This is a genomic window from Pseudoxanthomonas sp. LjRoot143, from assembly GCF_964252945.1.
Lineage (GTDB): Bacteria > Pseudomonadota > Gammaproteobacteria > Xanthomonadales > Xanthomonadaceae > Pseudoxanthomonas_A.
Genome location: NZ_CAXUPM020000001.1, coordinates 1,987,414 through 2,013,928 on the forward strand (window position 1 = coordinate 1,987,414; position 26,515 = coordinate 2,013,928).

Here is a 26,515-nt window from a genome sequence, read left to right on the forward strand (position 1 = left end):
TCAGTGACGTTAGACCACGTTTATCCCATTAATGCAACGACCTACAGTGATCTCCAAGGCGGCACTGGCCGCATCCGACTGGAGAACCACCGTGAAACTATTGCACATCGACAGCAGCGCGCTGGCCGCCAACTCCGTCAGCCGACAACTGACCGCCGCCATCGTAGCCCGTTGGCAGGACAGCGTGCCCGGGCTGGAGGTCACCTACCGCGACCTCGACGCCGACCCGCTGGCCCACCTGACCAATGCCGTACTGGGTGGGGGCGATGCCGCCGCCGCACAAGCCAGCGAGGCCGCCATGCAGCAATTCCTGGCCGCCGACGTCATCGTGCTGGGCGTGCCCCGCTACAACTTCGGCGTGCCGTCCACGCTGAAAGCCTGGATCGACCGCGTGGCCGTGGCCGGCCGCACCTTCAAGTACACCGAGAACGGCCCGGTGGGCCTGGTCGGCGGCAAGAAGGTCATCGTGGCCGAGGCCAGTGGCGGCGAATACGCCGGCACCGCGATCGACTTCGTGGCGCCGTACATCAAGCAGGTCTTCGCCTTCCTCGGCATCACCGACGTCGAGTTCATCCGCGCCGAGCGCGTGGCTTACTCGCCCGAGCACAAGGCGCAGGCCATCGAAGCCGCGCTGGCCAGCATTCCTACCCCGCTGCGCCAGGCCGCCTGAGTTATCCCTAAACCGCACTCCTCTCCGTTCGGCCCGCGTAAGCGGGCCGTTTTCTTTGGGGCGGGTAAAAAGCGCGACCGCCCACGTGCATGCACGAGGCAGCCGGACCGGCATCTGGATCGCGGGACGGGACCGGTATGCTGCCGGCTCCCGTCCCCGCGACCCGCCGATGCCCGCCCGGAAGTCCGCCCCGGAACAGATCGACGCCGTACAGGCGATCGCCCTGCTGAAAGCCACCTCCAGCCCGATACATCGCGCCGGGCTGGCGCGTTACGGGATTTCCGATACGCATGCGCTGGGCGTGCCGATGCGCGACATCCAGGCGCTGGGCAAGCGCATCGGCCGCCAGCACGCGCTGGCGCAACCGCTGTGGGACAGCGGCATCTACGAAGCCCGCCTGCTGGTCGCCTTCATCGCCGATCCGGCGCAACTGACGGTCACGCAGATGGACCGCTGGTGTCGTCAGTTCGACAACTGGGCGGTCTGCGACACGCTCTGCCTGCATTTGTTCGACCGCAGCCCGCAGGCGTGGTCGCGGGTGTCCGCCTGGGCACGCAAGCGGAACGAGTTCGAGAAACGCGCGGCGTTCGCCCTGCTCGCCGGGCTGGCGGTGCACGATCGCAGCACCGCTGATGCGCCTTTCCTGGACGGCCTCGCGCTGGTCGATGCCGCCGCGGACGATGCGCGTAACTTCGTCAGCAAGGGCGTGAGCTGGGCGTTGCGGGCCATCGGCCATCGCAATGCGGTACTGCATGCCGAAGCGACGGCGCTTGCGAAACGGTTGGCGGCGTCCGACGACGCGACGCGACGCTGGATCGGCAAAGACGCGCTGCGCGATCTCGGCCGGCCGCTGGTGCGGGCCAAGGTGGCGAAGGCGACGAAGGGGCGCGCTAAGAAGGTCTGAAACTCCCCTCTCCTTGCGAAGCGGGGAGAGGGTGCCGAAGGCGGGTGAGGGGCGAGCGAAGGCAGCGTGCCGGTGGCTCGCGGTGACATCCAACGTTCGATCAGCCGCAGGCTGCAAGACGGAGGCTTCTGCGCCAACAGCTGCCCCTCATCCGCCCTTCGGGCACCTTCTCCCCGCTTGCGGGGAGAAGGAATGTTTGCCGCCTTCCCCGCGTGCGGGGAGAAGGACTCAGGCGATCTGCTCGGCGCCGCCCATGTACGGGCGCAGCACCTCGGGCACGGTGATCGAGCCGTCGGCGTTCTGGTAGTTCTCCATCACCGCGATCAGCGCGCGGCCGACGGCGGTGCCGGAGCCGTTGAGCGTGTGCACAGGCTCGGGCTTGCCGGTGGCGGGATTGCGCCAGCGCGCCTGCATGCGGCGGGCCTGGAAGTCCTCGCAGTTCGAGCACGAGGAGATTTCGCGGTACATGGCCTGCGACGGCAGCCAGACTTCCAGGTCGTAGGTCTTGGTGGCGCCGAAGCCCATGTCACCGGTGCACAGCAGCATGCGGCGGTACGGCAGGCCCAGCTTCTCCAGCACGGTCTCGGCGGCGCGGGTCATGCGCTCCTGCTCGTCGTAGCTCTCCGACGGGCGCGCGATGGAGACCAGCTCCACCTTCTCGAACTGGTGCTGGCGGATCATGCCGCGCACGTCGCGGCCGCCGCTGCCGGCTTCCGAGCGGAAGCACATCGAGTGCGCTGTCATGCGCAGCGGCAGGCGGGCATCGTCGAGGATCTCGTCGCGGACGATGTTGGTCAGCGGCACTTCCGAGGTCGGGATCAGGTAGCGCTTGTGTTCGCCAAGCTGGGTGGCGAACAGGTCTTCCTCGAACTTCGGCAGCTGGCCGGTGCCGCGCATCGAGTCGGCGTTGACGATCACCGGCACGCTGGTTTCTTCGTAGCCGTGCTCGTTCGTGTGCAGGTCGAGCATGAACTGCGCCAGCGCCCGGTGCAGGCGCGCCAGCTGGCCGCGCAGCACGGTGAAGCGCGCGCCGGACAGCTTGGCGGCCGTGTCGGCATCCAGCCAGCCGTGGCGGGCACCGAGTTCCACATGGTCCTTGACGTCGAACTCGAACGTGCGCGGCGTACCCCAGCGGTGCTGTTCGACGTTGCCAGCCTCGTCGCTGCCAACCGGCACGCTGGTGTGCGGCAGGTTGGGAATGCCCAGCGCGATGGCCTCGATCTCGCTGCGGATCTCGTCCAGCTTCACTTCCGAGGCCTTCAGCTCGTCGCCGAAGCCGGCCACTTCCGCCATCAGCGCGGCTACGTCCTCGCCCTTGGCCTTGGCCTGGCCGATGGCCTTGGAGCGGGTGTTGCGCAGGTTCTGCAGCTCCTCGGTCCGCTTCTGGATCTGCTTGCGCGAGGCTTCCAGGTCGGCGATGCGGGACACGTCCAGGTCGAAACCGCGGGTCTCCTTGAGGCGCTGGGCGAGTTCGGCGGGCTGGGTGCGGAGCAGGGCGGGATCGAGCATGGAAACAGCTGTCTGGCGTGGGAAGCCGGCATTATCGCCCATCTGCGACCGCCTGCCCGCGCGGTTAACCGCGGCTGTGCAAGAATCGGCGCGACTTTTCCGGTGACTCCCATGTCGGCCCAGCAACCGCACGACCCTCACTTCACCTTCCGCCTGCCCCGCACTGCCCTGCGCAACGCCGGCATCGCCTTCGGCATCGGCCTGCTGCTGTTCGTGATCGTCTGGTGGGCCGGCCGCGACGACGGCTTCTATACCCCGGAGGCCACCACGCCGGGCAAGCCGCTGCCGATCGAAGTGCTGCCGGAGCCGCTGGCCAACGGCGCCGGCGCCAGCGGCATGGAAGAGCCGGCACCGCGGCCGGCCGCGGAAGAGCGTCCGCAGTTGGTGGAAGAAGCGCCGATGCCGGCCCCGGTCTCCGAGACCCCGCTGCCGGCCACGCCCAGCGACGCTACGGCCCCGGCCGCGCCGGTCGCCCTCGCCCCCGGCGAGGTGCCGGTACCGATTCCCGGCCAGACCCCGGCCCCGGAGTATCCGTCGTCGGCGATGCGCAACGGCGACCAGGGCACGGTCATGGTCCGCGTCGAAGTGGGCGCCGATGGCATCCCGACCTCGGTCGAGGTCGCCGAGCGCAGCGGCTCGCGCGATCTGGATCGCGCCGCACTCACCGCGGTGCGCCAGTGGCGCTTCCAGCCGGCGCAGCGCGATGGGCAGCCGGTGCCCGGCGCGGTGACAGTGCCGATCGATTTCAAGATGCGGTGATCGTTACGCCATGCAGCGGCGCTGGAAGCTGATCTGCGCGCTTCTTCTGATCGTTGCTGCGGCCAGCCTGTCACTGGTCGCTTGGCAGCATTCAATGAAGACTCCAGCGACAACGATCAGCGAGGAGGCAGGCGTCGTGCTGATGCAGGGTCGGCCGGGCTACCTGCACAAGATCCTGCTATCGGACTCAGGGCACTATTCGATGACGACAGAATGCGATGTCTGCGACGAACGACCGAGTGTCGGCACATGGGAAAGAATCGGAGAGAGCTACATCCTTCGAAATCCCGCAGGATCCGTCGTGCTCGAACTGGCACCCGACAAGGTGCGTGGCTGCGACGTACTGGTTCCACGCGCGCAGGACACCATGGTGCGCAAGCAACGCGTCTTCTACTTTCGACTTGGCGACACTTGCCTGCAAGTCCTTTGACGTGACGACTGCGTTGCTGAACGCTTGTTTCTCTACCTGAACTCAATCCCGCCCGCTTCATCGCTCAATCACGCATCGCAAACATCGTCGCGCAAAGACTCGGCACCGTTCCAACGCGGAACCCACAACGCGAAACGGAGGTTCACATGTCGATGCCCACCAACAACGAATACCGCGCCACCGATACGATCGAAGACACCACGGTCGAACCGCGCCGCACCACCTCGCCCGTCCTGCTGCTGTTGCTCGCCTTCGCGGTGACCGCCGGCGGCCTGATCTGGTGGAGCCAGTCGCGTGCGCCTACCGGCGCCTCGGTCGCGACCGTGCCTGGCAACGTGATCGACGATCCGGCCGCCACCACGCCTGCCAACGAGCGTGCGACGGCCAGCGCCGAGAAGGCGCGCGCCGAGCGTGCCGCCGCCAACCGCCCGGCCCCGATCAGCCGCGATGCCCGCCCGCTGGCCGGCAACGCCGAGCCGAAGTATCCCGCTTCGATGCTGCGTGCCGGCGTCGGCGGCACCGTCGTGGTGCTGGCCGAGGTGGATGCGCAGGGCAATCCGGTCAACGTCAGCGTGGTCGAGCGCAGCGGCGAGCGTGACCTCGACCGTGCGGCCCTGAGCGCCGTGAAGCAGTGGCGCTTCGAGCCGGCCATGCGTAATGGCAAGGCCATCGCCACCAGCGTGAAGGTCCCGGTCGACTTCAAGCCGATCTAACCGCTTCACGCATCACCGACGAGGATAAGGAAAAGGGGCGCGGGCAAGGCGCCCCTTTTCTGTGCGCGCCGTTCTTTGCTTATTGTAGGAGCGACGTAAGTCGCGACCGCGAATGATCGGCGCCAGAGTAGTGACACCAGAGGAACGCTTCCGCTCCGGCAATACTGGCGCAGGGGCTTGCATGGGGGCTGCAGGCGCGCGGTCGCGACTTACGTCGCTCCTACAGAAGGCAACAGCCCACTAGGCCTTGCGCAGCGCGAACCCCGCCCCGGTCGCCAGCCCGTCGTAGTTCGGGAACGACGTCGCCACATTCGCCACGTCGCCGACACGCACCTCGCCCTTCGCCAGCTGACCGGCGATCGAGAACGCCATCGCGATGCGATGGTCGCCGTGGCTGTCCACCGCCCCACCCTGCAGCTCGCCGGGGAAGATCGTGGCGCCATCCGGCGTTTCATCCACGCGCAACCCCAGCGTGCGCAGGCCATTGGCCATGGCAGCGAGGCGGTCGGATTCCTTCACCCTTAGCTCGGCTGCACCACTGACGACGGTGGGACCTTGCGCCGCCGCCGCAGCGACGAACAGCGCCGGGAACTCGTCGATCATGTCCGGCACCAGCGCCTCGGGCACGGCGATGCCGCGCAGCGGTGCATGACGCACCACCAGGTCGGCGACCGGTTCGCCGCCATGCTCGCTGGCGTTCTCCTCGGTGATGTCGGCGCCCATCAGGCGCAGCGCCTGCAGCAGGCCGGTGCGGCGCGGATTCAGACCGACGGCACGCAGGCGCAGTTCCGAGCCCGGGATGATGCTGGCCGCGACCAGGAAGAACGCCGCCGACGAGAAATCCGCCGGCACCGCGATGTCGGTGGCCTTCAGGCGCTGGCCACCACGCAGGCGCGCGAAGCCGGGCGAGAAGTCGATGTCCACGCCGAACGCCTTGAGCATGCGCTCGGTGTAGTCGCGGGTCGGATGCGGCTCGCGCACGACGGTCTCGCCGTCGGCGTACAGGCCGGCCAGCAGCACCGCCGACTTCACCTGCGCGCTGGCGACTTCCAGCGTGTAGTCGATGCCGGTCAACGGCTGGTTGCCGTGGATGCGCAGCGGCGGCAGGCCACCTTCGTCGGTATCGATGCGCGCGCCCATGGTCGACAACGGCCCGGTGACGCGGCGCATCGGACGCTTGGAAAGCGACGCATCGCCGACCAGCACGCTGTCGAAGCGCTGCGCGGCCAGCAGACCGGCGAGCAGGCGCATGCCGGTGCCGGCGTTGCCGCAGTCCAGCTCACCGTCGGCGGCCTTCAACCCGTCCACGCCGACGCCGTGCACGATGCGCTGCGACGGCGATGGCGTTTCGATGCGCACGCCCAGCCGCGAGAAGATCGCCGCGGTGGCGCGGGTGTCCTCGCCTTCGAGGAAGCCGTCGATCGTCGACGTGCCGTCCGCCAGCGCGGCGAACATCACTGCGCGGTGCGAGACCGACTTGTCGCCGGGGATGTCGAGGGTGCCGCGCAGCGGTTGGCCGGCGGAGGCGATCCAGTCTTGAGTGTTGCTCATCGTGTGTCTCTGGGTTCAGCCCCCTCCCCCGCTTGCGGGGGAGGGTTGGGGTGGGGGCGAGCGGGGTCAGGCGTTTCGGGTTCGCCCCATCCGCCCTTCGGGCACCTTCCCCCGCAAGCGGAGGAAGGACCTGCCTTACGGCACGGCGACCGGGTACGAGCCCAGCACCTTGATCTGCGCGGAATGCTGTTTCAGTTCGGCCAGCGCCTGCTTCATCGCCTCGTCGTCGATATGGCCGGCCAGGTCGATGAAGAAGCCGTATTCCCACTTGGCGTGGTGCGACGGGCGCGACTCGATCCTGTTCATGCTGATGCCATGGCGCGCGAACGGACTGAGCACGTCGAACAGCGCGCCGGGCTTGTCGTGGATGAAGACCAGCACGGAGGTACGGTCGTGGCCGGACGGCGGGAAGATGCTGCGGCCGATCACCAGGAAGCGCGTGGTGTTGTCCTTGTCGTCCTGGATCGGGCTCATGACGACCTTCTTCAGGCCGTACACGTGCGCCGCGCTCTCGCCACCGATGGCGGCCGCGTCGTCGTTGCCGCGCGCGCGGCGCGCGCCCTCGGCATTGCTGGAGACCGGGACCTTCTCGACCTTCGGCAGGTTGGCACGCAGCCAGCCGGCGGTCTGCGCGAACGACTGCGGGTGCGCGTAGATGCGCTCGATATCGTCGATGCGGCCAGTGCGCGACATCAGGAACTGGTGCACGCGCAGCTCGACTTCGCCGCAGATCTTCAGGTCCGAGGTCAGGAACATGTCCAGCGTGATCTGGATGGTGCCCTGCCCCGAGTTCTCCACCGGCACCACGCCGAAATCGGCGGCGCCGCTGGCGACTTCCTGGAAGACCTCTTCGATGCTGGCCAGCGGCAGCCCATGCGCCGAGCGGCCGAAATGCTTGAGCACAGCCTGCTGGCTGAAGGTGCCTTCCGGACCCAGGTAGCCGATCTTCAGCGGCTCCTGCTGCGCCAGGCAGGCGGACATGATCTCGCGGAAGACATGCACCAGCACTTCGTCGCTGAGCGGGCCTTCGTTGCGGTCCACCACCATGCGCAGCACCTGCGCCTCGCGCTCGGGGCGGTAGTAATCGACCGCCGCGGCGAGCTTGCCCTTGGCCTTGCCGACCTGGTGGGCGAAGCCCGCGCGCTCGGCGATCAGCGACTGGATCTGGCGGTCGATGCCGTCGATCTTGGCGCGTACGTCGGACAGCGCTGGTGCGGGGGTGGCGTCGACTTTCTTGACCTTCGCCGGTGCAGCTTTTTTCGTGGGCTTGGTGGGTTTGGAGGCCATGTTTCGTGTTCCCTGAAGATGCCTTCTGTAGGAGCGACGTAAGTCGCGACCGGAAAGTTGGCGGTCGCGACTTACGTCGCTCCTACAACAGCGCTACTTATCCATTGCGTTGCTGGAAATCCCGCATGAAATCAACCAGCGCCTGCGCGCCCTCCACCGGTAGCGCGTTGTACAGCGAGGCACGGATGCCGCCGACCGCCTTGTGGCCTTTCAGCGCCAGCAGCCCGGCGGCCTTGGACTCGGCCACGAAGCGCGCATTGAGCGTGTCGTCCGGCAGAAAGAACGGGATGTTCATCCGCGAACGCGCGGCCGGCGCCACCTCGTTCCGGTAGAAGCCGCCCGACGCATCGATGGCGCCGTAGACCAGCGACGATTTCACCGCATTGCGGCGGGCGAACTCGGCCACGCCACCCTCGGCCAGCATCCACTTGAACACCAGGCCGGCCAGGTACCAGTTCCAGGTCGGTGGCGTGTTGAGCATGGAGTCGCGTGCGGCGTGCGAGCGGTAGTCGAAGATGTCGGCGCGCGGCTGGCCGCTGCGCTCGAACAGGTCCTTGCGGATGATGACCACCGCCACGCCGACGGGGCCTAGGTTCTTCTGCGCACCGGCATAGATGACGCCGTACTTCGACACATCCAGCGGCTCGGAGGCAATCGACGAGCTGAAGTCGGCGAACAGCGGCACGCCGCCGACGTCCGGCGTGTCGCCGCGAAACTCCACGCCGTGGATGGTTTCGTTGGCGGTGATGTGCACGTAGGCGGCATCGGGGGTGAGCCGCCAGGTATCGCGTGCCGGGATGTCGTGGAAGCCACCCGCCTCGCCGTCGGCGGCGATGTTGACCGTGCAGTAGGGGCTGGCCTGCTTGATCGCGGTCTTGCCCCAGTGGCCGGTGACGACGTAATCGACCACCTGACCGGGCGCGGCGAAGTTCAGCGCCAGCAGCGCCTGGTGGGTGGTCGCACCGCCGGACAGGAACAGCACCGCGTAATCGTCCGAGATGCCGACCAGGGCGCGCAGGTCGGCTTCGGCCTGCGCGGCCACGGCGATGAAGTCCTGGCTGCGGTGGCTGATTTCCACGATGGACGCGCCGATGCCGTTCCAGTCGAGCATCTCGGCCTGGGCCTGCCGCAGTACCGATTCGGGCAGCGTGGCGGGACCGGCACTGAAGTTGAACGCGCGCGTCATGGGGCACCCGGAAGAATGAATCCCTAGTATGCCGCAGCGCATCAGTTGCAGGGGCAACCAGCCCGGCCGCATCCTTTTCTTCATCGGCTGCGTACTACCCTGCACAGCGCCACCGGTGAACCAATCCAGCACCGCCGGGTCGAAGTGCCGCCCCCAGAGGAATACCCCCATGTCCCTGCGCGATGCCCTGCGGATTCCCGCCGCCCAGATCACCGACGAGCGCGTCTATCTGGAACGCCGTCGCCTGCTGCAAGCCCTGGCAGCGGCCCCGGCCCTGGCGCTGGCCGGCTGCGCCGAGGCAGAACCGCCACCGGCGCCGAAGATCACCGTGACGCCCGAGCAGGCGCGTTCGGGATTCCGCACGACCGAAACGCTGACCCGTTTCGAGGACGTCAGCAGCTACAACAACTTCTACGAGTTCGGCACCGGCAAGGCAGATCCTTCCAACGCGCGCAAGACCCTGAAGACCTCGCCGTGGTCCGTGGTGGTCGGCGGCGAGTGCGCCAAGCCCGGCAGAATCGCGCTGGAAGACCTCGTGAAGGGCCTGACGCCCGAAGAACGCATCTACCGCCTGCGCTGCGTGGAGGGCTGGTCGATGGTGATCCCGTGGCTGGGCGTGCCGCTGGGCGAGGTGCTGAAGAAATTCCAACCCACCTCCAAGGCCAGGTACGTCGCCTTCACCACCCTCGCCGACCCCGTGCAGATGCCGGGCGTGCGCTACGGCTCGATCAACTGGCCGTACCGCGAAGGCCTGCGCATCGACGAAGCCATGCATCCGCTGACCCTGCTCGCCACCGGCCTGTACGGGAAGCCGCTGCCCCAGCAGAACGGCGCGCCGCTGCGGCTGGTGGTGCCGTGGAAGTACGGCTTCAAGAGCATCAAGTCGATCGTCGAGATCAAGTTCGTCGAGAAGATGCCCGAGACCGCCTGGCACGACCTGCAACCCTCGGAGTACGGGTTCTTCTCCAACGTCAATCCGAACGTCGATCATCCGCGCTGGAGCCAGAAGACCGAACGCCGCATCGCCGGCACCCAGAGCAAGCTGTTCGCCGAGCGCATCCCGACCCGCATGTTCAACGGCTATGCCGACCAGGTGGCATCGATGTATGCCGGACTCGATCTGAAGAAGTGGTACTGAATGGCACCGGCACGCAAGCCGTCCGCCGGCCTGATCGCCGCCAAGGCGGCCGTACATGCGCTGGCGCTCACACCGCTCGCGATCCTCGCCTGGCAGTTCCATGACGTCTGGCAGACCGGCAGCGACGCGCTAGGTGCGGATCCGGTCGCCGAAATCGAACACCGCACAGGCCTGTGGGCGCTGCGCTTCCTGATGATCGCGCTGGCCGTCACCCCGCTGCGGCAACTGACCGGCCAATCGGTCCTGTTGCGCTTCCGCCGCATGCTGGGCCTGTACGCGTTCTTCTACGCCACGCTGCACCTGGGCGTGTACCTGGGCCTGGACCTGCGCGGCTACTGGACGCAGATCTTCGAAGAGATCGTCAAACGTCCCTACATCACCGTGGGTTTCACGGCCTGGCTGCTGCTGGTGCCGTTGGCGATCACTTCGACGCAGGGCTGGATGCGCCGGCTCGGCCGCCGCTGGGGCCAGTTGCACAAGCTGGTCTACGCCATCGGCGTGCTGGCCGTGCTGCACTTCTGGTGGCTGGTGAAGTCCGATATCCGCGAGCCGCTGCTGTACGCGGCCATCCTGGCGGCCCTGCTCGGCTGGCGGGTCTGGAAATCGCTCAGCCGGCGCCGAACAGCAGCAGTGCGCTGAGCGCACCCGCCATCAGCAGGGCCGCGAGCAGCAGCCAGGGCCAGCGCAGCGCGGAGGAAGCGGGCTTTGCGGGTACCACATGCTCGGCGGACGTGTGGGCGGCATCTTCGACGGTGGCAGGATCCTCGAGCTTCGCGCTCGGCGCCCACGGAACCTCCAGCACGAAGCGGTGCTGGGCATCGAAGACGACCTGGTCGCCCGCCACGAGCAGCGCATCGCGCACCGCCACGCCGTTGACCCGCGTGCCTTCGGACGAGCCCAGGTCGCGCAGCAGCACACGCTCACCGCGCAGTTCCAATCGGGCATGCCGCTCCGCGAAGGCAGGATCGTCGATGCGGATGTGCGCGTCGCGGGCGCGCCCGACCACGCGCGGTTCTTCCAGCGACACGCTCCTGCCGTGGTACTTGCCGCCCAGGCCGCGCAGCACCACACGCATGTCGCCCTGGCCGGCATCGCTGTCGCGCAGGTCCGACGCCGATGCGTAACCCGACTGCAGCAGCAATTCCACCCCTTCCACGAACACCGCATCCCCGGGACGCAGCACCGCCATGCGCCTGACCGGACGGCCATTGATATGCACGCCGCGCATGCCGTTGGCGACCTGCAACCACAGGCCGCGCCGGTCCACGCAGATCTGCGCGAGCAACGCGCCCTGCAGTGCGTCGCCGACCCCGATCGTGCCGGCCGCCTCGCGCACGATGCGGTGCACGCCGGTAGTCAGCGGACGGTCCGGCGCGGGGCGGTTGCTGAAATGAAGTCGGAGGTTCTGCACGCGACGGGAGCCTAGCAGGTTGGCGCGCGGCCGGCAGCCCCGGCTTGGCATCTCACTGCGGTGCCGCGCAGAATAGGTTCACGTCACAGGAGTCCGCGCATGGCCAGCATCGATATCCAGCACCCGCATTCCAAAACGCCTGCGCAGGCGCGCAAGGCCATCGAAGGCGTCGCGAAGAAACTGGCCGAGCGCTTCGACATGGAGTACGGCTGGGACGGCGACACCCTGAACTTCAGCCGCTCGGGCGTGGACGGCAAGATCGCGTTGCTGGCCGACAAGCTGCGTGTCACCGCGAGTCTGGGCTTCCTGCTGTCGGCGATGAAGGGCCCGATCGAAGCCGAGATCCGCCGGGTGCTCAGCGAGAAGTTCGACTAGTCGCGGAACGGATCCGGGTCGCCCGAGAACAGCCGGCGCGACACCGCACGCTCCGCGCGTTCGATGTCGCGCACAAAGGCCTTGCCGTCACCCAGCGCCGCGAAGGCGGCGAAACCGCGCTCCAGGAAGCCCTGCAGTTCGCCCAGCCCGGTCGCCTTGGCCGGGCCGCGCGACAGCTTGAGCAGCGTGGCCACGCCCGGGGTCTTCACGGCGCGCGCCAGGCCCACGCCCACCTCCGCGATCAGGTCGATCTGGTGCCGGCGCAGGCGCGACAGGCCCACCTCACGATAAGCCTGGCCATAGAGGTCGGCATCGAGCTTGCGACGGTTCGGCGCGATCCGGTGCAGCGCCTCGGCCATGCGCATGTCCAGCGCATGCGTCAGCACGCCCAGCTCGATGCCATGGGCGACGGTCTCCAGCACGGCGCCGGGCAGCAGGCGCTGCATCATCGGCATCACCTTGGCGACGTTGGCATCGCGCCCGCTGAAATCGTGGTCCCCGTAGACGTCGGTCAGGAAGAACATGGCCGCTGCCCGCCGCGTCGGGTCGTTGAGGAAGTGCGCGAAGCTGTCCTCCAGCCGCGCGGCCTGCCAGCGCCGCACCTCGGGCAGCCAGCGCAGCCGGTTGCGGGGTTCGCGCGCCGGGTCGTGCGCGGCCTGATGCCAGGCCAGGCGCCTGCCGACGCGCTCGATCAGCGGATTTGCTCGAGCCATGGCGGGGATGATCCGGGCAGGCCGCGGCCGCCGCAACCCGCAGGCCGGTCGGATACACTCCGGCGGCAAGGTCATCACGGGTAGTACATGCTTTCGATCCACAGCGCGCGGCAACGGGGCCACAACGGCAAGATCGGGCTGGCCATCGCCGGCGGCGGCCCCATCGGCGGCATGTACGAGCTCGGCGCGTTGCGCGCCCTGGACGAAGCGCTGGACGGCCTGGACCTGACCCGGATGGATTGCTATGTGGGGGTCAGCTCGGGCGCCTTCCTGGCCGCCGGACTGGCCAACCGGATGGGCACGGCCGAGATGTGCCGCATCTTCATCACCGGCACCAGCGACGACGCCGAGTTCCGCCCCGAGACCTTCCTGCGCCCCAACGTCGGCGAGTACCTGCGGCGGGCGGCCAGCCTGCCCGGCCTGTACGCCGACTGGCTGTCGCGGCTGATGCGCAACCCGCGCCGCGCCACGCGCTGGTCCGACCTGTTCCTGCGCTTCGGCGGGCTGGTGCCGACCGGCATCTTCGACAACGAGGAAGTGGAGCGCTTCCTGCGCGACATCTTCAGCCGGCGCGGCCGCAGCAACGATTTCCGCAGCCTCGACGCCGACCTGTTCGTGGTCGCGGTCGACCTGGACAGCGGCGAAGCGGTGCGCTTCGGCGAGAAAGGCTGGGACGACGTTCCGATCTCGCGCGCCGTACAGGCCAGCTCCGCCCTGCCCGGCCTGTATCCGCCGGTGGAGATCGGCGGTCGCCATTTCCTCGACGGCGCGCTGCGCCGCACGATGCATGCCAGCACGGTGCTGGACCGCGACATCGACCTGATGATCGGCATCAACCCGCTGGTGCCGTTCGACGCCAACCAGGCCGTCCCGCAGGCGGACCAGGCCGAGCAGGTCGGCCTGGCCAGTGGCGGCCTGCCCGCGGTGCTGTCGCAGACACTGCGGACGCTGCTGCAGTCGCGCATGCAGATCGGCATGGAGAAGTACCCGCACCGTTACCCGGACATCGACCAGCTGGTGTTCGAGCCGAACGCGGACGACAGCGAACTGTTCTTCACCAACCTCTTCAGCTTTTCCTCCCGTCATCGCGTCTGCCAGCTGGCCTACCGCAACACGCTGGCCGACCTGCGCAAGCGCGCCGCCGTGCTCAAGCCGATGCTGGCGGCGCACGGCATCCGCTACAACGAGGACATCGTCAACGATCGCCATCGCTCGATCCTGGACGGGCTGGACGTGACCCCGCGCATGACTGAAACCACCGCCCGCCTGCGCCGCGCGCTCGACGACGTGGACCAGCTGGTTTCGCGGCACCGGGCGGCACGGCGTTCCTGATCCGCTCACGGCCGCGTCACCCGCTGGTGTGAAAACTCTAGACGCGGCGTCGAACCTGCACGCACTCCCGATACCCACCCACGACGGAACGCCATGGCCACGCTGAAGAAATCCGCACGGAAGAAGACCGCTTCCGCTTCCAAGAACGAAGACCTGCAGGCGCAGGCCGAGCAGATGTCCAAGCGCCTCGGCGAGTCCGCACAGCAGGTCTGGCTGGCCGGCGTCGGTGCTTTCGGGCGCGCCCAGGCCGAGGGCACCAAGCTGTTCGAAACGCTGGTGAAGGAAGGCCTCTCGCTGGAGCATGTCACCCGCAAGGCGGCCGGCGGCAAGGCGCAGGCGATGCGCGATGCCGTCGAGACCACGGTTGGCCAGGCGCGCGAACGCGCCTCCGATACATGGGATCGCCTGGAGAAGGTGTTCGAGGAGCGTGTGCACCGCGCGCTGCGTCGACTGGAAGTCCCCAGCCGCGAAGATCTGTCCACGCTGATCGACCGCGTCGATGCGCTGAATGCCGAGTTGCGCAAGCTGGGCGGCGTGCCGGCGACGAAGCCGGCCCGTGCCGCGCGTCCGCGCAAGTCTGCCAGCGTCAAGAAATCGGCACCGGCCGCTAAGAAAACGCCCGCCAAGCGTGCATCGCGCAAGAAGGCTGCACCATAAGGCGGCACATGATGTTTCGTGCGCATTCCTGAACATTTTTTTGTTGCGCGGCAACATCGAATGACGTAACAATCATTCCGCCCGCCAGTCCATCGAAGTTCGTTTGCTCCCCTCCCCTTACGGCTTCGGACTGGCGGGCGCTTCCACGCCCCGCGGCGGGCGTGGTGCAGGCCCCTCACAGACATGCGCAGGGCCGGCCCGGTAGAATCGCGGGTCTAATAACAACAACGCTGCCCGCGCAACATGTCCATCTGGCTTATCGGCTTGGCCGTCACCCTCGTGAGCGGCGTCACCGCCACCCTTTACTTCTGGCTGGTCCGCCGCCCCCACGACGAAATGTCCTACGGCCTGCACGCGCTGTCCGGGCTGCGCTGGCGCGAGTTCTCCAAACTCGTCCTCGCGGCGATGGCCGAACGGGGCCTGGAAGCGGTGCCCGAGCAACAGGAATCGCGCGAACCGCAATCGACCTTCCTGCTCGCCCGGGGCGAGGAACGCTGGCTGCTGTCCTGCAAGCATGGCTCGGCCTACCGCATTGCCGCTGCCCCGGTGCAGGAACTCGCCGCCAGCATCCGGCTCGGCGCCGCCCAGGGCGGCATCCTGGCTACCGAGGGCAAGGTCGAAAAGGAAGGCCGCGACGCCGCACAGGGCACCAGCATCGAGCTGCTCGACGGCCCCCGCCTGTGGCCCGAAGTCCGGCACCTGGTCGAGCCCGCGCTGCTCGACCAGATCACCCACTACGCCTCCAGTCGCGCCAAGCGCCATACCAGCATCTCGTGGCTGGGTGCCGTCACCCTCGGAGCGCTGGCCATGGTTGCCTGGTCCGGCACGCATCCGGCAAGCGACAAAGCGGCATCTCCGCCGGCACCTGCGGCTGTGGTGGCCCCCGAGGTGCCCGCTGCACCGCCTCCGGCGGCCCCGGAAAGTTTTCAGGAACCGACCGAAGCGGAGCTGGAAGCCCAGATGGCCAACGTGCTGAAGGCGCTGTCGAAGACTCCGGGCATCACCCGCGGTGTCTGGCAGACCAGGCTGACGCTGAGCATCGACCGCGTGGCCAGCGAGAAGGAAGTCTGGCCGTGGATCTGCCTGGAACTGGAGCGCTACCCGGCCCTACGCGCCAGCCGCGTGCAGCTCAACCCGCCGCCGGGCAGCAGCGAGCCGGTGCGCTGGCGCCAGTGCAAGACGATGTGAGCGCACGCGCGACGCGACGTTCGGTCGCTGTGCGCGTGGCACGTCCCGTCGGATGATCCTGCGATCCTTCCGCAAGTACTCTTGATGACAGACGCTCCGACTCTCTACGACCGCATCGGCGGCGAAGCCGGCCTGCGCCGGATGACGCAGCGCATGTACGCGCTGATGGACGCGCTGCCCGAAGCGGCTGCCGTGCGCGCACAGCACCCCGCATCGCTCGAAGGTAGCGAGCAGAAGCTGTTCGAATTCCTCAGCGGCTGGCTGGGCGGACCGCCGCTGTTCACGCAGAAGCACGGTTCACCGATGCTGCGCGCGCGCCACCTGCCGTTCCGGATCGGTATGGAGGAAGCCAGCGGCTGGCTGGCCTGCTTCCATGGCGCGATGACGGAGACCGTCGAAGACGCGGAACTGCGCGAGGTCATGTGGTCGCGCATCGAACCGCTGGCGCTGCATATGCGCAACCTGCAGGCGGTGCCGTTGCGATGGGCAGAAGGTAGCTGAGTACCGCGTACCCGGCGTCTCAGATGCAAATGCCCATCGGCGCAGCAGGATCACGACCCGGTTCGGCCGACAGCAACTGATAGAAGATCTCGCTCCCGACGTCGACTTTTCTTTCGAAGCCCGCCGAGTAGGCAGCACGTCGCTTGCCATCGACACAGACCATTGTGCCGCCTTCGAAGCAAGGCATTCCGCAATTGAATTCCGATTCGCTTTCCAGGCCAACCAGCCGGCTGGCGGCAGCTTTCAGGTGTTCGACGGTCGCCGCATCCAAGGAGGCCTGGTGTCTGCGGCTGAATGTTCCATCGATGAAGTACCCCGCGTCACCGAGGCCATCGTAGTAGACGCTTCCCTCGTGCGTCGCTTGAATCAGGAGGGCGGTCCGGGACGCACATCCGCTGGATACGATCAGTACTTTCAGCTCGCCCTGCGAACACTGGAAGTCCGTCCGTGGTATCAGGGTTGCTCCGAGCGCCGTCTCGATGGGCCACGCCGCTTCATTGAACTGTCTTTCGGCCTGCATGTCCCGATCGACCTTTGCGGAGACGCTCAACTCCCGCAGCCACGGCACTGATGCGATCAAGACAAGCAGGATGGCCAGGCTGCCGGCAATGCGTAGAACAGCGCCTGGCCGTGGAGCATTCACCCCAAGTCCCTACCAGTGCACGCCCCGCATCAGCGAGGCAAACGCGATCTGCTCCTGACTGGGCGCCGCTTCCTTCAGCGCCTTGCGGTCGCCCTTGGCGGCGGCCGAATCCGGGAACAGTTCGAACGCGGTGTTCATCACCACCTCGTAGGCCTTCGGTGCCACCGCATTGACCAGCGCCGCGAAGATACCCAGGCGCGTCGCGATGCGGCTCGGCTTCTCGATGATGGCCTTGACCAGCAGGTCGGCGGCTTCCTCGGGAGACAACGTGGGCACGCTGTCGTACATCTTGGTCGGCGCGATCATCGGGGTCTTCACCAGCGGCATGTTGATGGTGGTGAAGCTGATGCCCTTGCCCGACAGTTCGCCCTGTGCGCAACGGCTGAACGCATCCAGTGCCGCTTTCGATGCCACGTACGCCGAGAAGCGTGGCGAGTTGGCCAGCACACCGATCGAACTGATATTGATGATGTGGCCCTTGCGGCGCTCGGTCATCTTCGGCAGGAAGCCCATGATCAGGCGGATGCTGCCGAAATAGTTCAGCTGCATGGTGCGCTCGAAATCATGGAAGCGATCGTAGCTGGCCTCGATGGAACGACGGATGGAACGGCCGGCGTTGTTGATCAGGATGTCGACGTGGCCGTGCTCGTCCAGCACCGTCTTCACCAGCCGGTCGCAGTCGGCCATGTCGGCCAGGTCGGCGGTGTAGGCAAACACCTTGCCGCCCGCTTTCTTCATGTCGTCGCGGGCCTTGAACAGCTCCTCTTCGCCACGCGCCACAATGATCGTGGTCGCGCCGGCTTCGGCCACACGCTGGGCCGTGGACAGGCCGATGCCCGACGAGCCGCCCGTGATCACCACGACCTTGTTGCGGACCTTGCCCTTCAGCGAGCGATCGATGAACAGGTCCGGATCGAGGTGGCGCTCCCAGTAGTCCCACAGGCGCCAGGCGTAGTCGTCCAGGCGCGGCACCGCAATGCCGCTGCCCTTCAACGCGCGCTCGGTCTCGCGGCTGTCGAAGCGGGTCGGATAGGTAATGAACTTCAGTACTTCCTTCGGGATCTTGAAGTCGCGCAGCAGCATGCCGATGAAGCGACGCACCGGCGGCAGGTTGCCCACCGCCATGCGGATGCTGCCGGGCACGAAGGCGAACATGCGCGCGTCGATGCGCATCGTCATTTCCGGCGCGTGGCCGGCGCGGCAGAACGTGTTCAGCACCTCGCCCACGCGCATCGGCTCGGGATCGGTCAGGTGGAAGGTGTGGCCGTCCAGCTTGGGCTTGTGCGCGATGTGGTCCATCGCATCGGCGACGAAGTCCACCGGCACGATGTTGATGCGGCCGCCCTCGATGCCGAGCACCGGCACCCACTGCGGCAGCAGCTCGCGCAGCTTCTTGATCAGCGTGAAGAAATAATAAGGTCCGTCGATCTTGTCGATCTCGCCGGTCTTCGAATGGCCCACCACCATTCCCGGCCGGTAGATGCGCCACTTGATGCGGGTTTCCTTGCGGACCAGGCCTTCGGAATCGTGCTTGGTACGCAGGTAGGGATCGTCCAGGCCTTCGGCTTCGTCAAACATGTCCTCGCGGAAGATGCCCGGATACAGGCCCGCGGCGGCGATGGAACTGGTGTGGTGGAAGCAGCCGACCTTCAGCGCGGCGGCCAGGTCGAGCGCGTGCTGGGTGCCGTCGATGTTCGCGGCCTGCTGGGCTTCGCGGGTCGCGGTCAGGTCGTACACGGCGGCCAGATGAAAGAAATGCTTCACCTTGCCGCTCAGGGCGCGCAACTGGGCGGGCGTCAGCCCGCACTTGGGCTTGGTCATGTCGCCATGCACCACGGACACGCGCTTCATGTCCCAGCCGGCTTTCTTGGCGATGGCGTCGAACTTCTTCTGCGAGTCCTTGCGGACCAGCACGTGCACGGTCCCGCTGCGCTTGAGGAGGTTGCCGACCAAGTAGCGGCCAATGAATCCCGTGGCGCCCGTGACGAAATAGCTCATGACGACCCAATCCTCGAATTGTGTGGGCCAGCCCCTCCGACCGCCCTGCGGGTTAACTTGCCAGAGCCGCCCACGTTCGACAATCCCGTCACGGATTGACCGCCCCCACCGCCCGTGGTCAGATGGCTGCGATCACTGGGAGGGATCATCCATGGCAGATCTGAAGAGTTCGTTCGAGCAGGCATCCAAGGACATCCAGACGCTGACCGAGCGCCCGGACAACGACACGCTGCTGCGGCTGTACGGGCTGTACAAGCAGGGATCGGAGGGCGACGTGAAGGGCGACAAGCCCGGTTTCTTCGACTTCGTCGGCACCGCCAAGTACGAAGCATGGGCGAAGCTGAAGGGCACGGCGCAGGAAGACGCGCAGAAGAAGTACGTGGACCTGGTGAAGAAGCTCATCGCGTAGTGGCACGCGACACCCGCCAGCGCATCCTCGACGCCGCCCTGGCGATGTTCAACACGCAGGGCGAGCCGCACGTCACCACCAACCACATCGCCGACGAGCTGGAGATCAGCCCCGGCAACCTGTACTACCACTTCCGCAACAAGGACGACATCATCGAGCAGCTCTTCGCACGGTACGAAGAGCGCATGGATGCCGCCCTGACGCCGCCGACCGACCGGCTGCCGGGGCTGGAGGACATCTGGCTGCAGCTGCACCTGGTGTTCGAATGCATCTGGGACTACCGCTTCCTCTACCGCGACCTGGTCGAGATCCTCAGCCGCAACCGCCGCCTGCGGCTGCGCTTCGCCCGCATCCTCAAACGCGCCGACGACAGTGCGCACGCGGTGATGCGCGGCATGGGTCATGCCGGCGTGATGCGCGCGTCGGCGGCGGAACTCGCCGCCACCGCCACCAACGTACTGGTGATCTCCACCTTCTGGCTGAACTACGCCGCCACGCGTGGCGAGAAGGACGAGCAGGCCGCCATCCGTCAGGGCATCGTGCAGGTGATGATGCTGGTGGCGCCTTTCCTGCGCGACGCCGAGCGCGTCCACCTGAATACGCTGACCCAGGCCTATACGGAATGAGGGGCCGTACCGCGTGGCGCTGTGTCCACGGGAATTCTTCGTAGCGTCGAGCTTGCTCGACGCCGCGTGCCGTCCGGCACGCAACAGAAGCCAAAGCAGCGGAGCAAGCTCCGCTCTACATCACCCCGGACGGTTTCCGATCAGGCTACCGCCAACGCGTCGCTCAAACGCGCCGACGCCGCGCGCAGCTCGGGCAACAGCCCGCGATCGTCGACGATGTCGAAGTCCGGCCCGATCAGGGCCATGAGCGCCAGCAGCGCATCGATCGACTCGGCGCCCAGTTCGAGCATGCAGTGCTGCGCATCGCCAGCTTCGAGGATGCCGCACCAAGGCGGCACGCGCGTGGCCTGCTCTTCGATGGAGCGTGGCAGCCGCAGGCGGATCTGGTAGCGGGTGAACGGCTGGGTGATCGACTTGGCCACGTAGTCCGCGACATCACCCGGAAACTCGCGTGGGGGGAACTGCATACCGGTATCGTGCAGCGACTGCACGCGATCCACACGGAACGTCCGCCAGTCTTCACGCTTCAGGTCCCAGGCCACCAGGTACCAGCGACTGCCGGTGTGCACCAGCCGCAACGGTTCGATCAGGCGTTCGGTGGCGCGCTGGCTGCGGTCCCGGTAGTGCATGCGCAGGCGGAAGCCGTCACGGCACGCGCCAGCGATCCGCAGCAACAGGTCCACGTCGGACGTCGGTACGCCGCCTGCCAGCGACAGCGTGACCGAATACAGCGCGCTGGCGCGCTTGCGCAGCCGCGCGGGCAGCCACTGGTCGAGCTTGGACAGCAGGCGCAGCGCGGTGTCTTCCATCCGTCCCACGCTGGCCGCCGCCGTGCGAAGGGCCACGGCCACCGCGACCGCTTCGTCGTCCTCCAGCAGTACGGGCGGCATCGCCGAACCGGAGCCAAGCCGGTAGCCCCCGCCCAGTCCCGGCGAGGCGTCGATCGGATAGCCGAGTTCGCGCAGGCGCTCGACGTCGCGGCGGAGCGTGCGGCGGTCGACCTCCAGCCGCTGGCTCAGCTCCGCGCCGGTCCAGTGGCGACGGGACTGCATCAACGACAGCAGGCGGAGAAGACGGTTGGAGGTGCTGAGCATGGGGCCAGTATGCGCCCCGATTGAGGACTGATCCTGTCCTCGATCTCCGCGACACTGGCGCCCACCATCCCGCAGGGAGCAAGGCCAGATGACCGTCCAGACCTACCGTGGAAGCTGCCATTGCGGCGCCGTCCGCTACGACGTGGACCTCGATCTCACCCACGGCAGCGGGCGCTGCAACTGCTCGATCTGCGCCAAGACCCGGTACTGGGGCGCCATCGTCAAGCCGGACGCCTTCCGCCTGCAGCAGGGCGAGGATGCGCTGACCCGTTATCCGTTCGGCACCGGGATGGTGGAACACCTGTTCTGCCGGCATTGCGGCGTGAAATCGTTCGGCCGCGGCGAGCTGGAGGTGCTGGGCGGCCGCTATTACTCGGTGAACCTGGCCTGCCTGGACGACGTGGAACCGGCAGCGCTGGCCGAGATTCCGATCCGGTACTCCAATGGGCGCGACAACGACTGGTTCTCCGAACCCGCCGTCACCCGCCATCTCTGATCAGGAACGCCTTAACAGGAACGCCCCGGCATGCCGGGGCGTTCTGCTTGGCGGAGCGACGCCTTACGCGTCAGGCGCGGCTGCGGCGGACGGTCCGCTTCGCCGCCGGCTTGCGAACCGGCGTGGAGCGCGTCTTCCTGGCCGCCGGCTTCTTGCGCGCACGCGGCGCCGCCTTGCGGGCCGGCTTCTTCAGGCCGAGCTTGGTCAGCACGGGCTCGAGACGGGCTTCTACATCGGCGCTGAAACGCTCGACGCTGGCTTCACCCTGTTCACGCACCTCGGCGAGCCGGCCCAGGACATCGCGCTGTGCCTGGCCAGCGAACGTCTCGGCCTGCTTGCGTGCAGCCTGCAGGCGATCGGAGGCGTCCGTCGCGGCAGCCACGGCCTCGCGACGGGCGACGGCGATCAATCCCAGGCCGGCGAGCCAGACGTGGCGGAGGGTGGGTTCGGGGGTCTTGCGGGTGGTCTTCTTGGCGGCCATGGGGGCTGTCCACATGCCGACCCCGATGGCCGGCTTCCATGACGGGATGCTGTCCGGCCTGCGTCGAGCAATCACACTATTGGCCGCTGGCGGGACGGATTGCGTAGGGGTTGCCTGCGGACCGCGTTCGCGGCGATGCTCGCCGCACTTTGGGAGGGACGACCGATGGCAGCGAAATCTTCGAAGTGGGCCCCGTTTCCGCACGACGCCAAGGCCTACGCCTATGCCGGCGATGCGTTGAAGAAGGCCTGGCCCGCCCTGCATGCCGGCGATCAGGAGCCCTACCCCGACGAGAAACGCGCCAAGGCGCTGATCGCTGCCGCCGGCAAGGCGGCCAAGGGCATCGAGCCCGCCGACCTGGCGCAGCGCCTGCAGGATGCGTGGCGCGCCTTCCACCGCGGCGACTTCCAGGCCGCCTACGAGGCCGGCGAAGCGCTCGGCCCGATCGGCGCCTCCGTCGCCGTCAAGGCGATGGGCATCCATGCCACCTATCTGGTGGACGACGAAGCCGAGCAACTCAAGCGCTTCGAGCAGGCTGCGAAGCTGGCCGAGGCCGCGATCAAGGCCCTGCCCGATGAAGCCAACAGCCATTACCGCCACGCGTTCGCGCTGGGCCGCTACAGCCAGGGTCTGAGCATCGCCAAAGCGCTCAAGCAGGGCATCGCCGGCAAGGTGCGGGCGGCCCTCGACGCGACGCTGGAACGCGAACCCAAGCACGCCGAGGCGCACACCGCGCTGGCGCTGTACCACGCCGAGATCATCGACAAGATCGGTGCGATGATCGGCGGCCTGACCTATGGCGCCAAGGCCGCCGAGGCCGAATCGCACATCAAGACCGCGCTCAAGCTGACGCCCGATTCGCCCATCGCGCACGTCGAGTACGCCAACGTGCTGCTGCTCCTGCATGGCGACAAGAAGGAGGACGCGGCCGCGTCTTCCTTCGAGAAGGCCGGCAAGCTGAAGCCGCGCGACGCCATGGAAGCGCTGGACGCCGCCCACGCGAATGCGCAGATCGAGTAAGGCCCTGCCCCTCGTGCTGGCCGCCCTCTGGCTGGCCGGCGCGACGTTCCCGGTGTCCGCTCAATCGGTCGCCGGGCCGCCACCCGCACCGGCGACCGGCCCGACGGACACGCTGCGGGATGCGCTCACCTGCCGCACGGCGACCGCCGACCTGCCCGCGCTGCTGCAACGCCTGCGACGGGAGCGACCATTGGAGTTCATCCAGACCGAGCGCCAGTACAGCGCGCCGATGATGGATCTCTACCGGCTCGACGCGCCCGTGGAAGCGTGGGGCCATCGCAGCGATGCCGTGGTCATCACCGACAATCGCGTCCTGCTGCTGGTGGACAGCCCGATCGAACAGGCGAGCGCGCAACTGGAACGTGCGCTGGAAGAAAGCAGGGACGCACCGCTGTCCGCGGCGCTGGACGATGCGCATGCGCTGGTCGTCTACCCCGGCGAGCATCCCGGACTGCAAGGGCGCTCGCTCGTCGGTTGCGAATACCGGATGCCGGCACTTTCGCTTCTCGCCGATCCTGCCGACGCGTGGCGCACGCCCACGCCGTGATCTCCCGCGTGCGCGCTCCGCGCACGCCTTCCTCATCCCCGCGGGTACGCATGCCATCGCATGCGCCGTCCCTGCGTGCCGGTGCATTCCCGCGCCCGCAAGGGCGCCCTTAACGGCAGCCACCAGGCCTTCTTTAGGGCCTGCGTCACGCTTTTCGCATTCGGCGAAAACGTCGATTCCATGCGGGTTTCCGCGACCTAACACATTTTTTCGCGTACCCCCTAAAGGTTTTTTTGGCAGCGCCGTTATTCATTTCGCAACACGAAGACGACTAGCCCAACAAAACAAACCGGCAGCGTCTTTTTCCCTTCAACGCCGTGAATCCAAATAAGAGGAGACGAACATGGCACAGGTAATCAACACGAACACGATGTCGCTCAACGCTCAGCGCAACCTGAGCACCAGCGGCGCCTCTCTGGCCACCACCATCCAGCGCCTGTCATCGGGCCTGCGCATCAACAGTGCGAAGGACGACGCCGCCGGTCTGGCCATTTCCGAACGCTTCAGCACCCAGATCCGCGGCCTCGACGTCGCCGTGCGCAATGCCAACGACGGCATCTCGCTGGCCCAGGTCGCCGAGGGTTCGCTGACCGAGATCGGCAACAACCTGCAGCGCATCCGCGAGTTGGCCGTGCAGTCGTCCAACGCCAGCAACTCGGCGTCCGACCGTGCCGCGCTGAACGCCGAAGTGAAGCAGCTGACCGCCGAAATCGACCGTGTCGCCAAGCAGGCCGACTTCAACGGCACCAAGCTGCTGGACGGCTCGTTCACCAGCCAGCTGTTCCAGGTCGGCGCCAACGCCGGCCAGGCCATCGCCATCGACAAGGTCGTCGACGCCCGCGCCCAGACGCTGGGCGGCGTGACCTTCGCCAACCTCTACACCGGAACCGCGCTTGGCGCGGATGCGGCCACGGCCGATACCACCTTCTCGCAGCTGCAGGTCACCACGACCACCGGCGGCGTCACCAAGACCGTCGACATCGGCGCCTTCGAAGTGAAGGCCGGCCAGTCGATCACCCAGGGCGCGGCCGCCGCGCTGAACGCCAAGCTGGGCGAGACCGGCGTCTACGCCGAGGTCAAGGCCGGCGTCATCAACCTGACCGGCATCAAGGGCGGCCAGGCGTTCGACCTCGCCTTCGCCGGCCCCGCCGTGACCGGCGCCACCATCTCGACGGCCGCCAACCTCGGCCTGACCGAGACCAGCACCAACGGTGGCGACCTCGCAGCGGCCAGCACGTTCGTCCAGGCCCTGGACATCACCACCTTCGCCGGCGCGCAGCGCGCCCTGGAAGTGGTGGACAAGGCCCTGACCTCGGTCAACGGTGCGCGCGCCGACCTGGGTGCCATCCAGAACCGCTTCACCTCGGTGGTCGCCAACCTGCAGACCAGCTCGGAAAACCTGGCCGCGTCGCGCAGCCGCATCCGCGACACCGACTTCGCCAAGGAAACCGCGGAACTGACCCGCACCCAGATCCTGCAGCAGGCCGGCACGGCCATGCTGGCCCAGGCCAACCAGGTGCCGCAGAACGTGATGTCCCTGCTGAGGAACTAAGCCTTTGACGTCCCGGGTTGCACGGCCGGGAAGCGTTGACCACTCCACCCCCCGTGCGACACACGCCTAAGGAAAACTCTCATGGCACAGGTAATCAACACCAACACGATGTCGTTGAATGCTCAGCGTAACCTGAGCACCAGCGGCGCCTCGCTGGCCACGACCATCCAGCGTCTGTCGTCGGGTCTCCGCATCAACAGCGCCAAGGACGACGCGGCCGGTCTGGCCATCTCCGAACGCTTCAGCACGCAGATCCGCGGCCTGGACGTCGCGGTCCGCAACGCCAACGACGGCATCTCGCTGGCCCAGGTCGCCGAAGGTTCGCTGACCGAAATCGGCAACAACCTGCAGCGCATCCGTGAGCTGTCGGTGCAGTCGGCCAACGCGACGAACTCCTCGTCCGACCGCGCCGCGCTGAATGCCGAAGTCAAGCAGCTGACCGCCGAAATCGACCGCGTCGCCAAGCAGTCCGAGTTCAACGGCACCAAGCTGCTGGACGGTTCGTTCTCCAGCCAGTTGTTCCAGGTCGGCGCCAACGCGGGCCAGGCCATCGCCATCGACAAGGTCGTCGACGCCAAGGCCAACGCCCTGGGCGGTGCCCGCTTCGACAGCAATGCACTGACGCTGGGCAACCTGACCACGAACGCCAACGTCAGCATCTCCGGCCTGCAGATCAACGGCGTCGCCATCGACACCGTGCAGGTCACGCAGGGTGCGGACGGTGCGGCAACGGCCGCGGCGGCGCGTACCGCCGTCGCGACGGCGATCAACGCCAAGATGGGCGAAACCGGCGTGTATGCCGAAGTCAACGGCACCACCGGCCTGACCCTGACCTCGGTCAAGGACAGCAGCAACGCGGACGGTTCGTTCAAGGCGATCACCGCCACCGTCGGCACCTGGACCGGCACCAACGCCGCCGACATCGGCCAGACCTACACCGCGACCGTCGCCGCCTCGGCGCCCGCCCGGCAGTTCGCCAGCAACCTGGACATCAGCTCGGTCAAGGGTGCGCAGCAGGCGCTGGAAATCGTCGACAAGGCGCTGACCTCGGTCAACTCGGCCCGCGCCGACCTGGGTGCGGTGCAGAACCGCTTCACCTCGGTCGTCGCCAACCTGCAGACCAGCTCCGAGAACCTGGCCGCGTCGCGTAGCCGCATCCGCGATACCGACTTCGCCAAGGAAACCGCCGAACTGACCCGCACCCAGATCCTGCAGCAGGCCGGCACGGCCATGCTGGCCCAGGCCAACCAGGTGCCGCAGAACGTGATGTCGCTGCTCCGCTAAGCGGAGATCTCCCCGGGCGGATGACTCTCTCCATCCGCCCG

The 26,515-nt window shown here is 67.3% G+C and carries 29 protein-coding genes; 19 read left to right on the plus strand and 10 right to left on the minus strand.

The window, feature by feature from the left end:
• Positions 1-91: 91 nt before the first annotated feature.
• Positions 92-670 carry an NAD(P)H-dependent oxidoreductase gene (locus ACSQ1W_RS09390; RefSeq protein ID WP_192267891.1) on the plus strand — a complete coding sequence of 193 codons (579 nt, stop codon included), beginning with the start codon at positions 92-94 and terminating at the stop codon, positions 668-670.
• A 169-nt stretch (positions 671-839) separates the two neighbouring features.
• Positions 840-1,574, plus strand: coding sequence for a DNA alkylation repair protein (locus tag ACSQ1W_RS09395; RefSeq protein ID WP_436043071.1), 735 nt, complete (start codon positions 840-842; stop codon positions 1,572-1,574).
• A gap of 228 nt (positions 1,575-1,802) precedes the next feature.
• On the opposite strand, the gene serS is transcribed toward ACSQ1W_RS09395, so the two are convergent.
• On the minus strand, positions 1,803-3,083 hold the full coding sequence (serS, locus tag ACSQ1W_RS09400; RefSeq protein ID WP_436043072.1) for a serine--tRNA ligase: 1,281 nt from the start codon (positions 3,081-3,083) through the stop codon (positions 1,803-1,805).
• Positions 3,084-3,194: 111 nt separating this feature from the next.
• Here serS and ACSQ1W_RS09405 point away from each other — a divergent pair, with 111 nt between their 5' ends.
• The 3 genes from ACSQ1W_RS09405 (at position 3,195) to ACSQ1W_RS09415 (ending at position 4,985) form a co-directional block, all read left to right on the plus strand.
• Positions 3,195-3,842: an energy transducer TonB gene (locus ACSQ1W_RS09405; RefSeq protein WP_192267887.1), complete on the plus strand. Its 648-nt coding sequence runs from the start codon at positions 3,195-3,197 to the stop codon at positions 3,840-3,842.
• Positions 3,843-3,852: 10 nt separating this feature from the next.
• Complete coding sequence (locus ACSQ1W_RS09410; RefSeq protein ID WP_436043073.1) at positions 3,853-4,272, plus strand: hypothetical protein; 420 nt, start codon at positions 3,853-3,855, stop codon at positions 4,270-4,272.
• A 146-nt stretch (positions 4,273-4,418) separates the two neighbouring features.
• On the plus strand, positions 4,419-4,985 hold the full coding sequence (locus ACSQ1W_RS09415; RefSeq protein WP_436043075.1) for an energy transducer TonB: 567 nt from the start codon (positions 4,419-4,421) through the stop codon (positions 4,983-4,985).
• Between the two features lie 240 nt (positions 4,986-5,225).
• Here the strand turns inward: ACSQ1W_RS09415 and aroA are convergent, their stop codons facing one another.
• The 3 genes from aroA to serC form a co-directional block, all read right to left on the minus strand.
• Positions 5,226-6,536 (minus strand): 3-phosphoshikimate 1-carboxyvinyltransferase, encoded by a 1,311-nt coding sequence (aroA, locus tag ACSQ1W_RS09420; protein ID WP_436043076.1) that lies wholly within the window; start codon positions 6,534-6,536, stop codon positions 5,226-5,228.
• Between the two features lie 135 nt (positions 6,537-6,671).
• The gene (gene pheA / locus ACSQ1W_RS09425; protein WP_436043078.1) at positions 6,672-7,823 is read right to left on the minus strand and encodes a prephenate dehydratase; all 1,152 of its coding nucleotides are present in this window, start codon (positions 7,821-7,823) and stop codon (positions 6,672-6,674) included.
• A gap of 97 nt (positions 7,824-7,920) precedes the next feature.
• Entirely contained in the window at positions 7,921-9,009 is a 1,089-nt protein-coding gene (gene serC / locus ACSQ1W_RS09430) for a phosphoserine transaminase (RefSeq protein ID WP_436043080.1), read from the minus strand.
• 169 nt (positions 9,010-9,178) lie between these two features.
• On the opposite strand from serC, the gene msrP reads away from it, so the two are divergent.
• Both msrP and msrQ read left to right on the plus strand, forming a co-directional pair.
• Positions 9,179-10,147 (plus strand): protein-methionine-sulfoxide reductase catalytic subunit MsrP, encoded by a 969-nt coding sequence (msrP, locus tag ACSQ1W_RS09435; RefSeq protein WP_436043082.1) that lies wholly within the window; start codon positions 9,179-9,181, stop codon positions 10,145-10,147.
• Positions 10,148-10,786, plus strand: a complete 639-nt coding sequence (msrQ, locus tag ACSQ1W_RS09440) for a protein-methionine-sulfoxide reductase heme-binding subunit MsrQ (RefSeq protein ID WP_436043083.1) — start codon at positions 10,148-10,150, stop codon at positions 10,784-10,786.
• Here the strand turns inward: msrQ and ACSQ1W_RS09445 are convergent.
• Entirely contained in the window at positions 10,755-11,558 is an 804-nt protein-coding gene (locus tag ACSQ1W_RS09445; RefSeq protein WP_436043085.1) for an FHA domain-containing protein, read from the minus strand. The two genes, msrQ and ACSQ1W_RS09445, sit on opposite strands and share 32 nt — an antisense overlap.
• Before the next feature lie 99 nt (positions 11,559-11,657).
• Here ACSQ1W_RS09445 and ACSQ1W_RS09450 point away from each other — a divergent pair, with 99 nt between their 5' ends.
• Positions 11,658-11,933 (plus strand): polyhydroxyalkanoic acid system family protein, encoded by a 276-nt coding sequence (locus ACSQ1W_RS09450; RefSeq protein ID WP_062358489.1) that lies wholly within the window; start codon positions 11,658-11,660, stop codon positions 11,931-11,933.
• Here the strand turns inward: ACSQ1W_RS09450 and ACSQ1W_RS09455 are convergent.
• Complete coding sequence (locus ACSQ1W_RS09455; RefSeq protein ID WP_192267870.1) at positions 11,930-12,646, minus strand: FFLEELY motif protein; 717 nt, start codon at positions 12,644-12,646, stop codon at positions 11,930-11,932. The two genes, ACSQ1W_RS09450 and ACSQ1W_RS09455, sit on opposite strands and share 4 nt — an antisense overlap.
• Before the next feature lie 87 nt (positions 12,647-12,733).
• On the opposite strand from ACSQ1W_RS09455, the gene ACSQ1W_RS09460 reads away from it, so the two are divergent.
• The 4 genes from ACSQ1W_RS09460 to ACSQ1W_RS09475 all read left to right on the plus strand — a co-directional run bounded on the left by ACSQ1W_RS09460 (position 12,734) and on the right by ACSQ1W_RS09475 (position 16,324).
• Positions 12,734-13,978 carry a patatin-like phospholipase family protein gene (locus ACSQ1W_RS09460; protein WP_192267868.1) on the plus strand — a complete coding sequence of 415 codons (1,245 nt, stop codon included), beginning with the start codon at positions 12,734-12,736 and terminating at the stop codon, positions 13,976-13,978.
• Positions 13,979-14,071: 93 nt separating this feature from the next.
• On the plus strand, positions 14,072-14,635 hold the full coding sequence (locus ACSQ1W_RS09465) for a phasin family protein (protein ID WP_436043087.1): 564 nt from the start codon (positions 14,072-14,074) through the stop codon (positions 14,633-14,635).
• 243 nt (positions 14,636-14,878) lie between these two features.
• Positions 14,879-15,823, plus strand: coding sequence for a restriction endonuclease (locus ACSQ1W_RS09470; RefSeq protein WP_436043089.1), 945 nt, complete (start codon positions 14,879-14,881; stop codon positions 15,821-15,823).
• A gap of 84 nt (positions 15,824-15,907) precedes the next feature.
• Positions 15,908-16,324: a group II truncated hemoglobin gene (locus ACSQ1W_RS09475; protein WP_436043091.1), complete on the plus strand. Its 417-nt coding sequence runs from the start codon at positions 15,908-15,910 to the stop codon at positions 16,322-16,324.
• A 19-nt stretch (positions 16,325-16,343) separates the two neighbouring features.
• On the opposite strand, the gene ACSQ1W_RS09480 is transcribed toward ACSQ1W_RS09475, so the two are convergent.
• Both ACSQ1W_RS09480 and ACSQ1W_RS09485 read right to left on the minus strand, forming a co-directional pair.
• Positions 16,344-16,967 carry a hypothetical protein gene (locus ACSQ1W_RS09480; protein WP_436043093.1) on the minus strand — a complete coding sequence of 208 codons (624 nt, stop codon included), beginning with the start codon at positions 16,965-16,967 and terminating at the stop codon, positions 16,344-16,346.
• Between the two features lie 9 nt (positions 16,968-16,976).
• Positions 16,977-18,965 (minus strand): SDR family oxidoreductase, encoded by a 1,989-nt coding sequence (locus tag ACSQ1W_RS09485; RefSeq protein ID WP_436043095.1) that lies wholly within the window; start codon positions 18,963-18,965, stop codon positions 16,977-16,979.
• Between the two features lie 151 nt (positions 18,966-19,116).
• Between ACSQ1W_RS09485 and ACSQ1W_RS09490 the strand changes: the two genes are divergently transcribed.
• Together ACSQ1W_RS09490 and ACSQ1W_RS09495 are read left to right on the plus strand one after the other, a co-directional pair.
• Positions 19,117-19,374, plus strand: a complete 258-nt coding sequence (locus ACSQ1W_RS09490; protein ID WP_436043097.1) for an acyl-CoA-binding protein — start codon at positions 19,117-19,119, stop codon at positions 19,372-19,374.
• Positions 19,374-20,000 (plus strand): TetR/AcrR family transcriptional regulator, encoded by a 627-nt coding sequence (locus tag ACSQ1W_RS09495; RefSeq protein WP_192267855.1) that lies wholly within the window; start codon positions 19,374-19,376, stop codon positions 19,998-20,000. The genes ACSQ1W_RS09490 and ACSQ1W_RS09495 overlap by 1 nt, the downstream gene beginning before the upstream one ends.
• Before the next feature lie 140 nt (positions 20,001-20,140).
• Here the strand turns inward: ACSQ1W_RS09495 and ACSQ1W_RS09500 are convergent, their stop codons facing one another.
• Positions 20,141-21,094, minus strand: a complete 954-nt coding sequence (locus ACSQ1W_RS09500; RefSeq protein WP_436043099.1) for a helix-turn-helix transcriptional regulator — start codon at positions 21,092-21,094, stop codon at positions 20,141-20,143.
• An 88-nt stretch (positions 21,095-21,182) separates the two neighbouring features.
• Between ACSQ1W_RS09500 and ACSQ1W_RS09505 the strand changes: the two genes are divergently transcribed.
• Positions 21,183-21,590 carry a GFA family protein gene (locus tag ACSQ1W_RS09505; protein ID WP_436043101.1) on the plus strand — a complete coding sequence of 136 codons (408 nt, stop codon included), beginning with the start codon at positions 21,183-21,185 and terminating at the stop codon, positions 21,588-21,590.
• Positions 21,591-21,660: 70 nt separating this feature from the next.
• Here the strand turns inward: ACSQ1W_RS09505 and ACSQ1W_RS09510 are convergent, their stop codons facing one another.
• Positions 21,661-22,071 (minus strand): hypothetical protein, encoded by a 411-nt coding sequence (locus tag ACSQ1W_RS09510; protein WP_192267849.1) that lies wholly within the window; start codon positions 22,069-22,071, stop codon positions 21,661-21,663.
• A gap of 165 nt (positions 22,072-22,236) precedes the next feature.
• Between ACSQ1W_RS09510 and ACSQ1W_RS09515 the strand changes: the two genes are divergently transcribed.
• From ACSQ1W_RS09515 to ACSQ1W_RS09530, 4 genes are all read left to right on the plus strand, one after another.
• Positions 22,237-23,091: a hypothetical protein gene (locus ACSQ1W_RS09515; protein WP_436043103.1), complete on the plus strand. Its 855-nt coding sequence runs from the start codon at positions 22,237-22,239 to the stop codon at positions 23,089-23,091.
• Positions 23,075-23,638 carry a hypothetical protein gene (locus tag ACSQ1W_RS09520; protein ID WP_436043105.1) on the plus strand — a complete coding sequence of 188 codons (564 nt, stop codon included), beginning with the start codon at positions 23,075-23,077 and terminating at the stop codon, positions 23,636-23,638. Before ACSQ1W_RS09515 ends, ACSQ1W_RS09520 begins: the two co-directional genes overlap by 17 nt.
• Before the next feature lie 343 nt (positions 23,639-23,981).
• Complete coding sequence (locus ACSQ1W_RS09525) at positions 23,982-25,190, plus strand: flagellin (protein WP_192267843.1); 1,209 nt, start codon at positions 23,982-23,984, stop codon at positions 25,188-25,190.
• 81 nt (positions 25,191-25,271) lie between these two features.
• Positions 25,272-26,474, plus strand: a complete 1,203-nt coding sequence (locus ACSQ1W_RS09530; RefSeq protein WP_192267841.1) for a flagellin — start codon at positions 25,272-25,274, stop codon at positions 26,472-26,474.
• Positions 26,475-26,515 lie beyond the last annotated feature (41 nt).

Coding starts and splice junctions, on each gene's coding strand:
- ACSQ1W_RS09395 (WP_436043071.1), top strand. CDS start 840: ATGCCCGCCCGGAAGTCCGCCCCGGAACAGATCGACGCCGTACAGGCG.
- serS (WP_436043072.1), bottom strand. CDS start 3,083: ATGCTCGATCCCGCCCTGCTCCGCACCCAGCCCGCCGAACTCGCCCAG.
- ACSQ1W_RS09405 (WP_192267887.1), top strand. CDS start 3,195: ATGTCGGCCCAGCAACCGCACGACCCTCACTTCACCTTCCGCCTGCCC.
- ACSQ1W_RS09410 (WP_436043073.1), top strand. CDS start 3,853: ATGCAGCGGCGCTGGAAGCTGATCTGCGCGCTTCTTCTGATCGTTGCT.
- ACSQ1W_RS09415 (WP_436043075.1), top strand. CDS start 4,419: ATGTCGATGCCCACCAACAACGAATACCGCGCCACCGATACGATCGAA.
- aroA (WP_436043076.1), bottom strand. CDS start 6,536: ATGAGCAACACTCAAGACTGGATCGCCTCCGCCGGCCAACCGCTGCGC.
- pheA (WP_436043078.1), bottom strand. CDS start 7,823: ATGGCCTCCAAACCCACCAAGCCCACGAAAAAAGCTGCACCGGCGAAG.
- serC (WP_436043080.1), bottom strand. CDS start 9,009: ATGACGCGCGCGTTCAACTTCAGTGCCGGTCCCGCCACGCTGCCCGAA.
- msrP (WP_436043082.1), top strand. CDS start 9,179: ATGTCCCTGCGCGATGCCCTGCGGATTCCCGCCGCCCAGATCACCGAC.
- msrQ (WP_436043083.1), top strand. CDS start 10,148: ATGGCACCGGCACGCAAGCCGTCCGCCGGCCTGATCGCCGCCAAGGCG.
- ACSQ1W_RS09450 (WP_062358489.1), top strand. CDS start 11,658: ATGGCCAGCATCGATATCCAGCACCCGCATTCCAAAACGCCTGCGCAG.
- ACSQ1W_RS09455 (WP_192267870.1), bottom strand. CDS start 12,646: ATGGCTCGAGCAAATCCGCTGATCGAGCGCGTCGGCAGGCGCCTGGCC.
- ACSQ1W_RS09460 (WP_192267868.1), top strand. CDS start 12,734: ATGCTTTCGATCCACAGCGCGCGGCAACGGGGCCACAACGGCAAGATC.
- ACSQ1W_RS09465 (WP_436043087.1), top strand. CDS start 14,072: ATGGCCACGCTGAAGAAATCCGCACGGAAGAAGACCGCTTCCGCTTCC.
- ACSQ1W_RS09470 (WP_436043089.1), top strand. CDS start 14,879: ATGTCCATCTGGCTTATCGGCTTGGCCGTCACCCTCGTGAGCGGCGTC.
- ACSQ1W_RS09475 (WP_436043091.1), top strand. CDS start 15,908: ATGACAGACGCTCCGACTCTCTACGACCGCATCGGCGGCGAAGCCGGC.
- ACSQ1W_RS09485 (WP_436043095.1), bottom strand. CDS start 18,965: ATGAGCTATTTCGTCACGGGCGCCACGGGATTCATTGGCCGCTACTTG.
- ACSQ1W_RS09490 (WP_436043097.1), top strand. CDS start 19,117: ATGGCAGATCTGAAGAGTTCGTTCGAGCAGGCATCCAAGGACATCCAG.
- ACSQ1W_RS09500 (WP_436043099.1), bottom strand. CDS start 21,094: ATGCTCAGCACCTCCAACCGTCTTCTCCGCCTGCTGTCGTTGATGCAG.
- ACSQ1W_RS09505 (WP_436043101.1), top strand. CDS start 21,183: ATGACCGTCCAGACCTACCGTGGAAGCTGCCATTGCGGCGCCGTCCGC.
- ACSQ1W_RS09510 (WP_192267849.1), bottom strand. CDS start 22,071: ATGGCCGCCAAGAAGACCACCCGCAAGACCCCCGAACCCACCCTCCGC.
- ACSQ1W_RS09515 (WP_436043103.1), top strand. CDS start 22,237: ATGGCAGCGAAATCTTCGAAGTGGGCCCCGTTTCCGCACGACGCCAAG.
- ACSQ1W_RS09520 (WP_436043105.1), top strand. CDS start 23,075: ATGCGCAGATCGAGTAAGGCCCTGCCCCTCGTGCTGGCCGCCCTCTGG.
- ACSQ1W_RS09525 (WP_192267843.1), top strand. CDS start 23,982: ATGGCACAGGTAATCAACACGAACACGATGTCGCTCAACGCTCAGCGC.
- ACSQ1W_RS09530 (WP_192267841.1), top strand. CDS start 25,272: ATGGCACAGGTAATCAACACCAACACGATGTCGTTGAATGCTCAGCGT.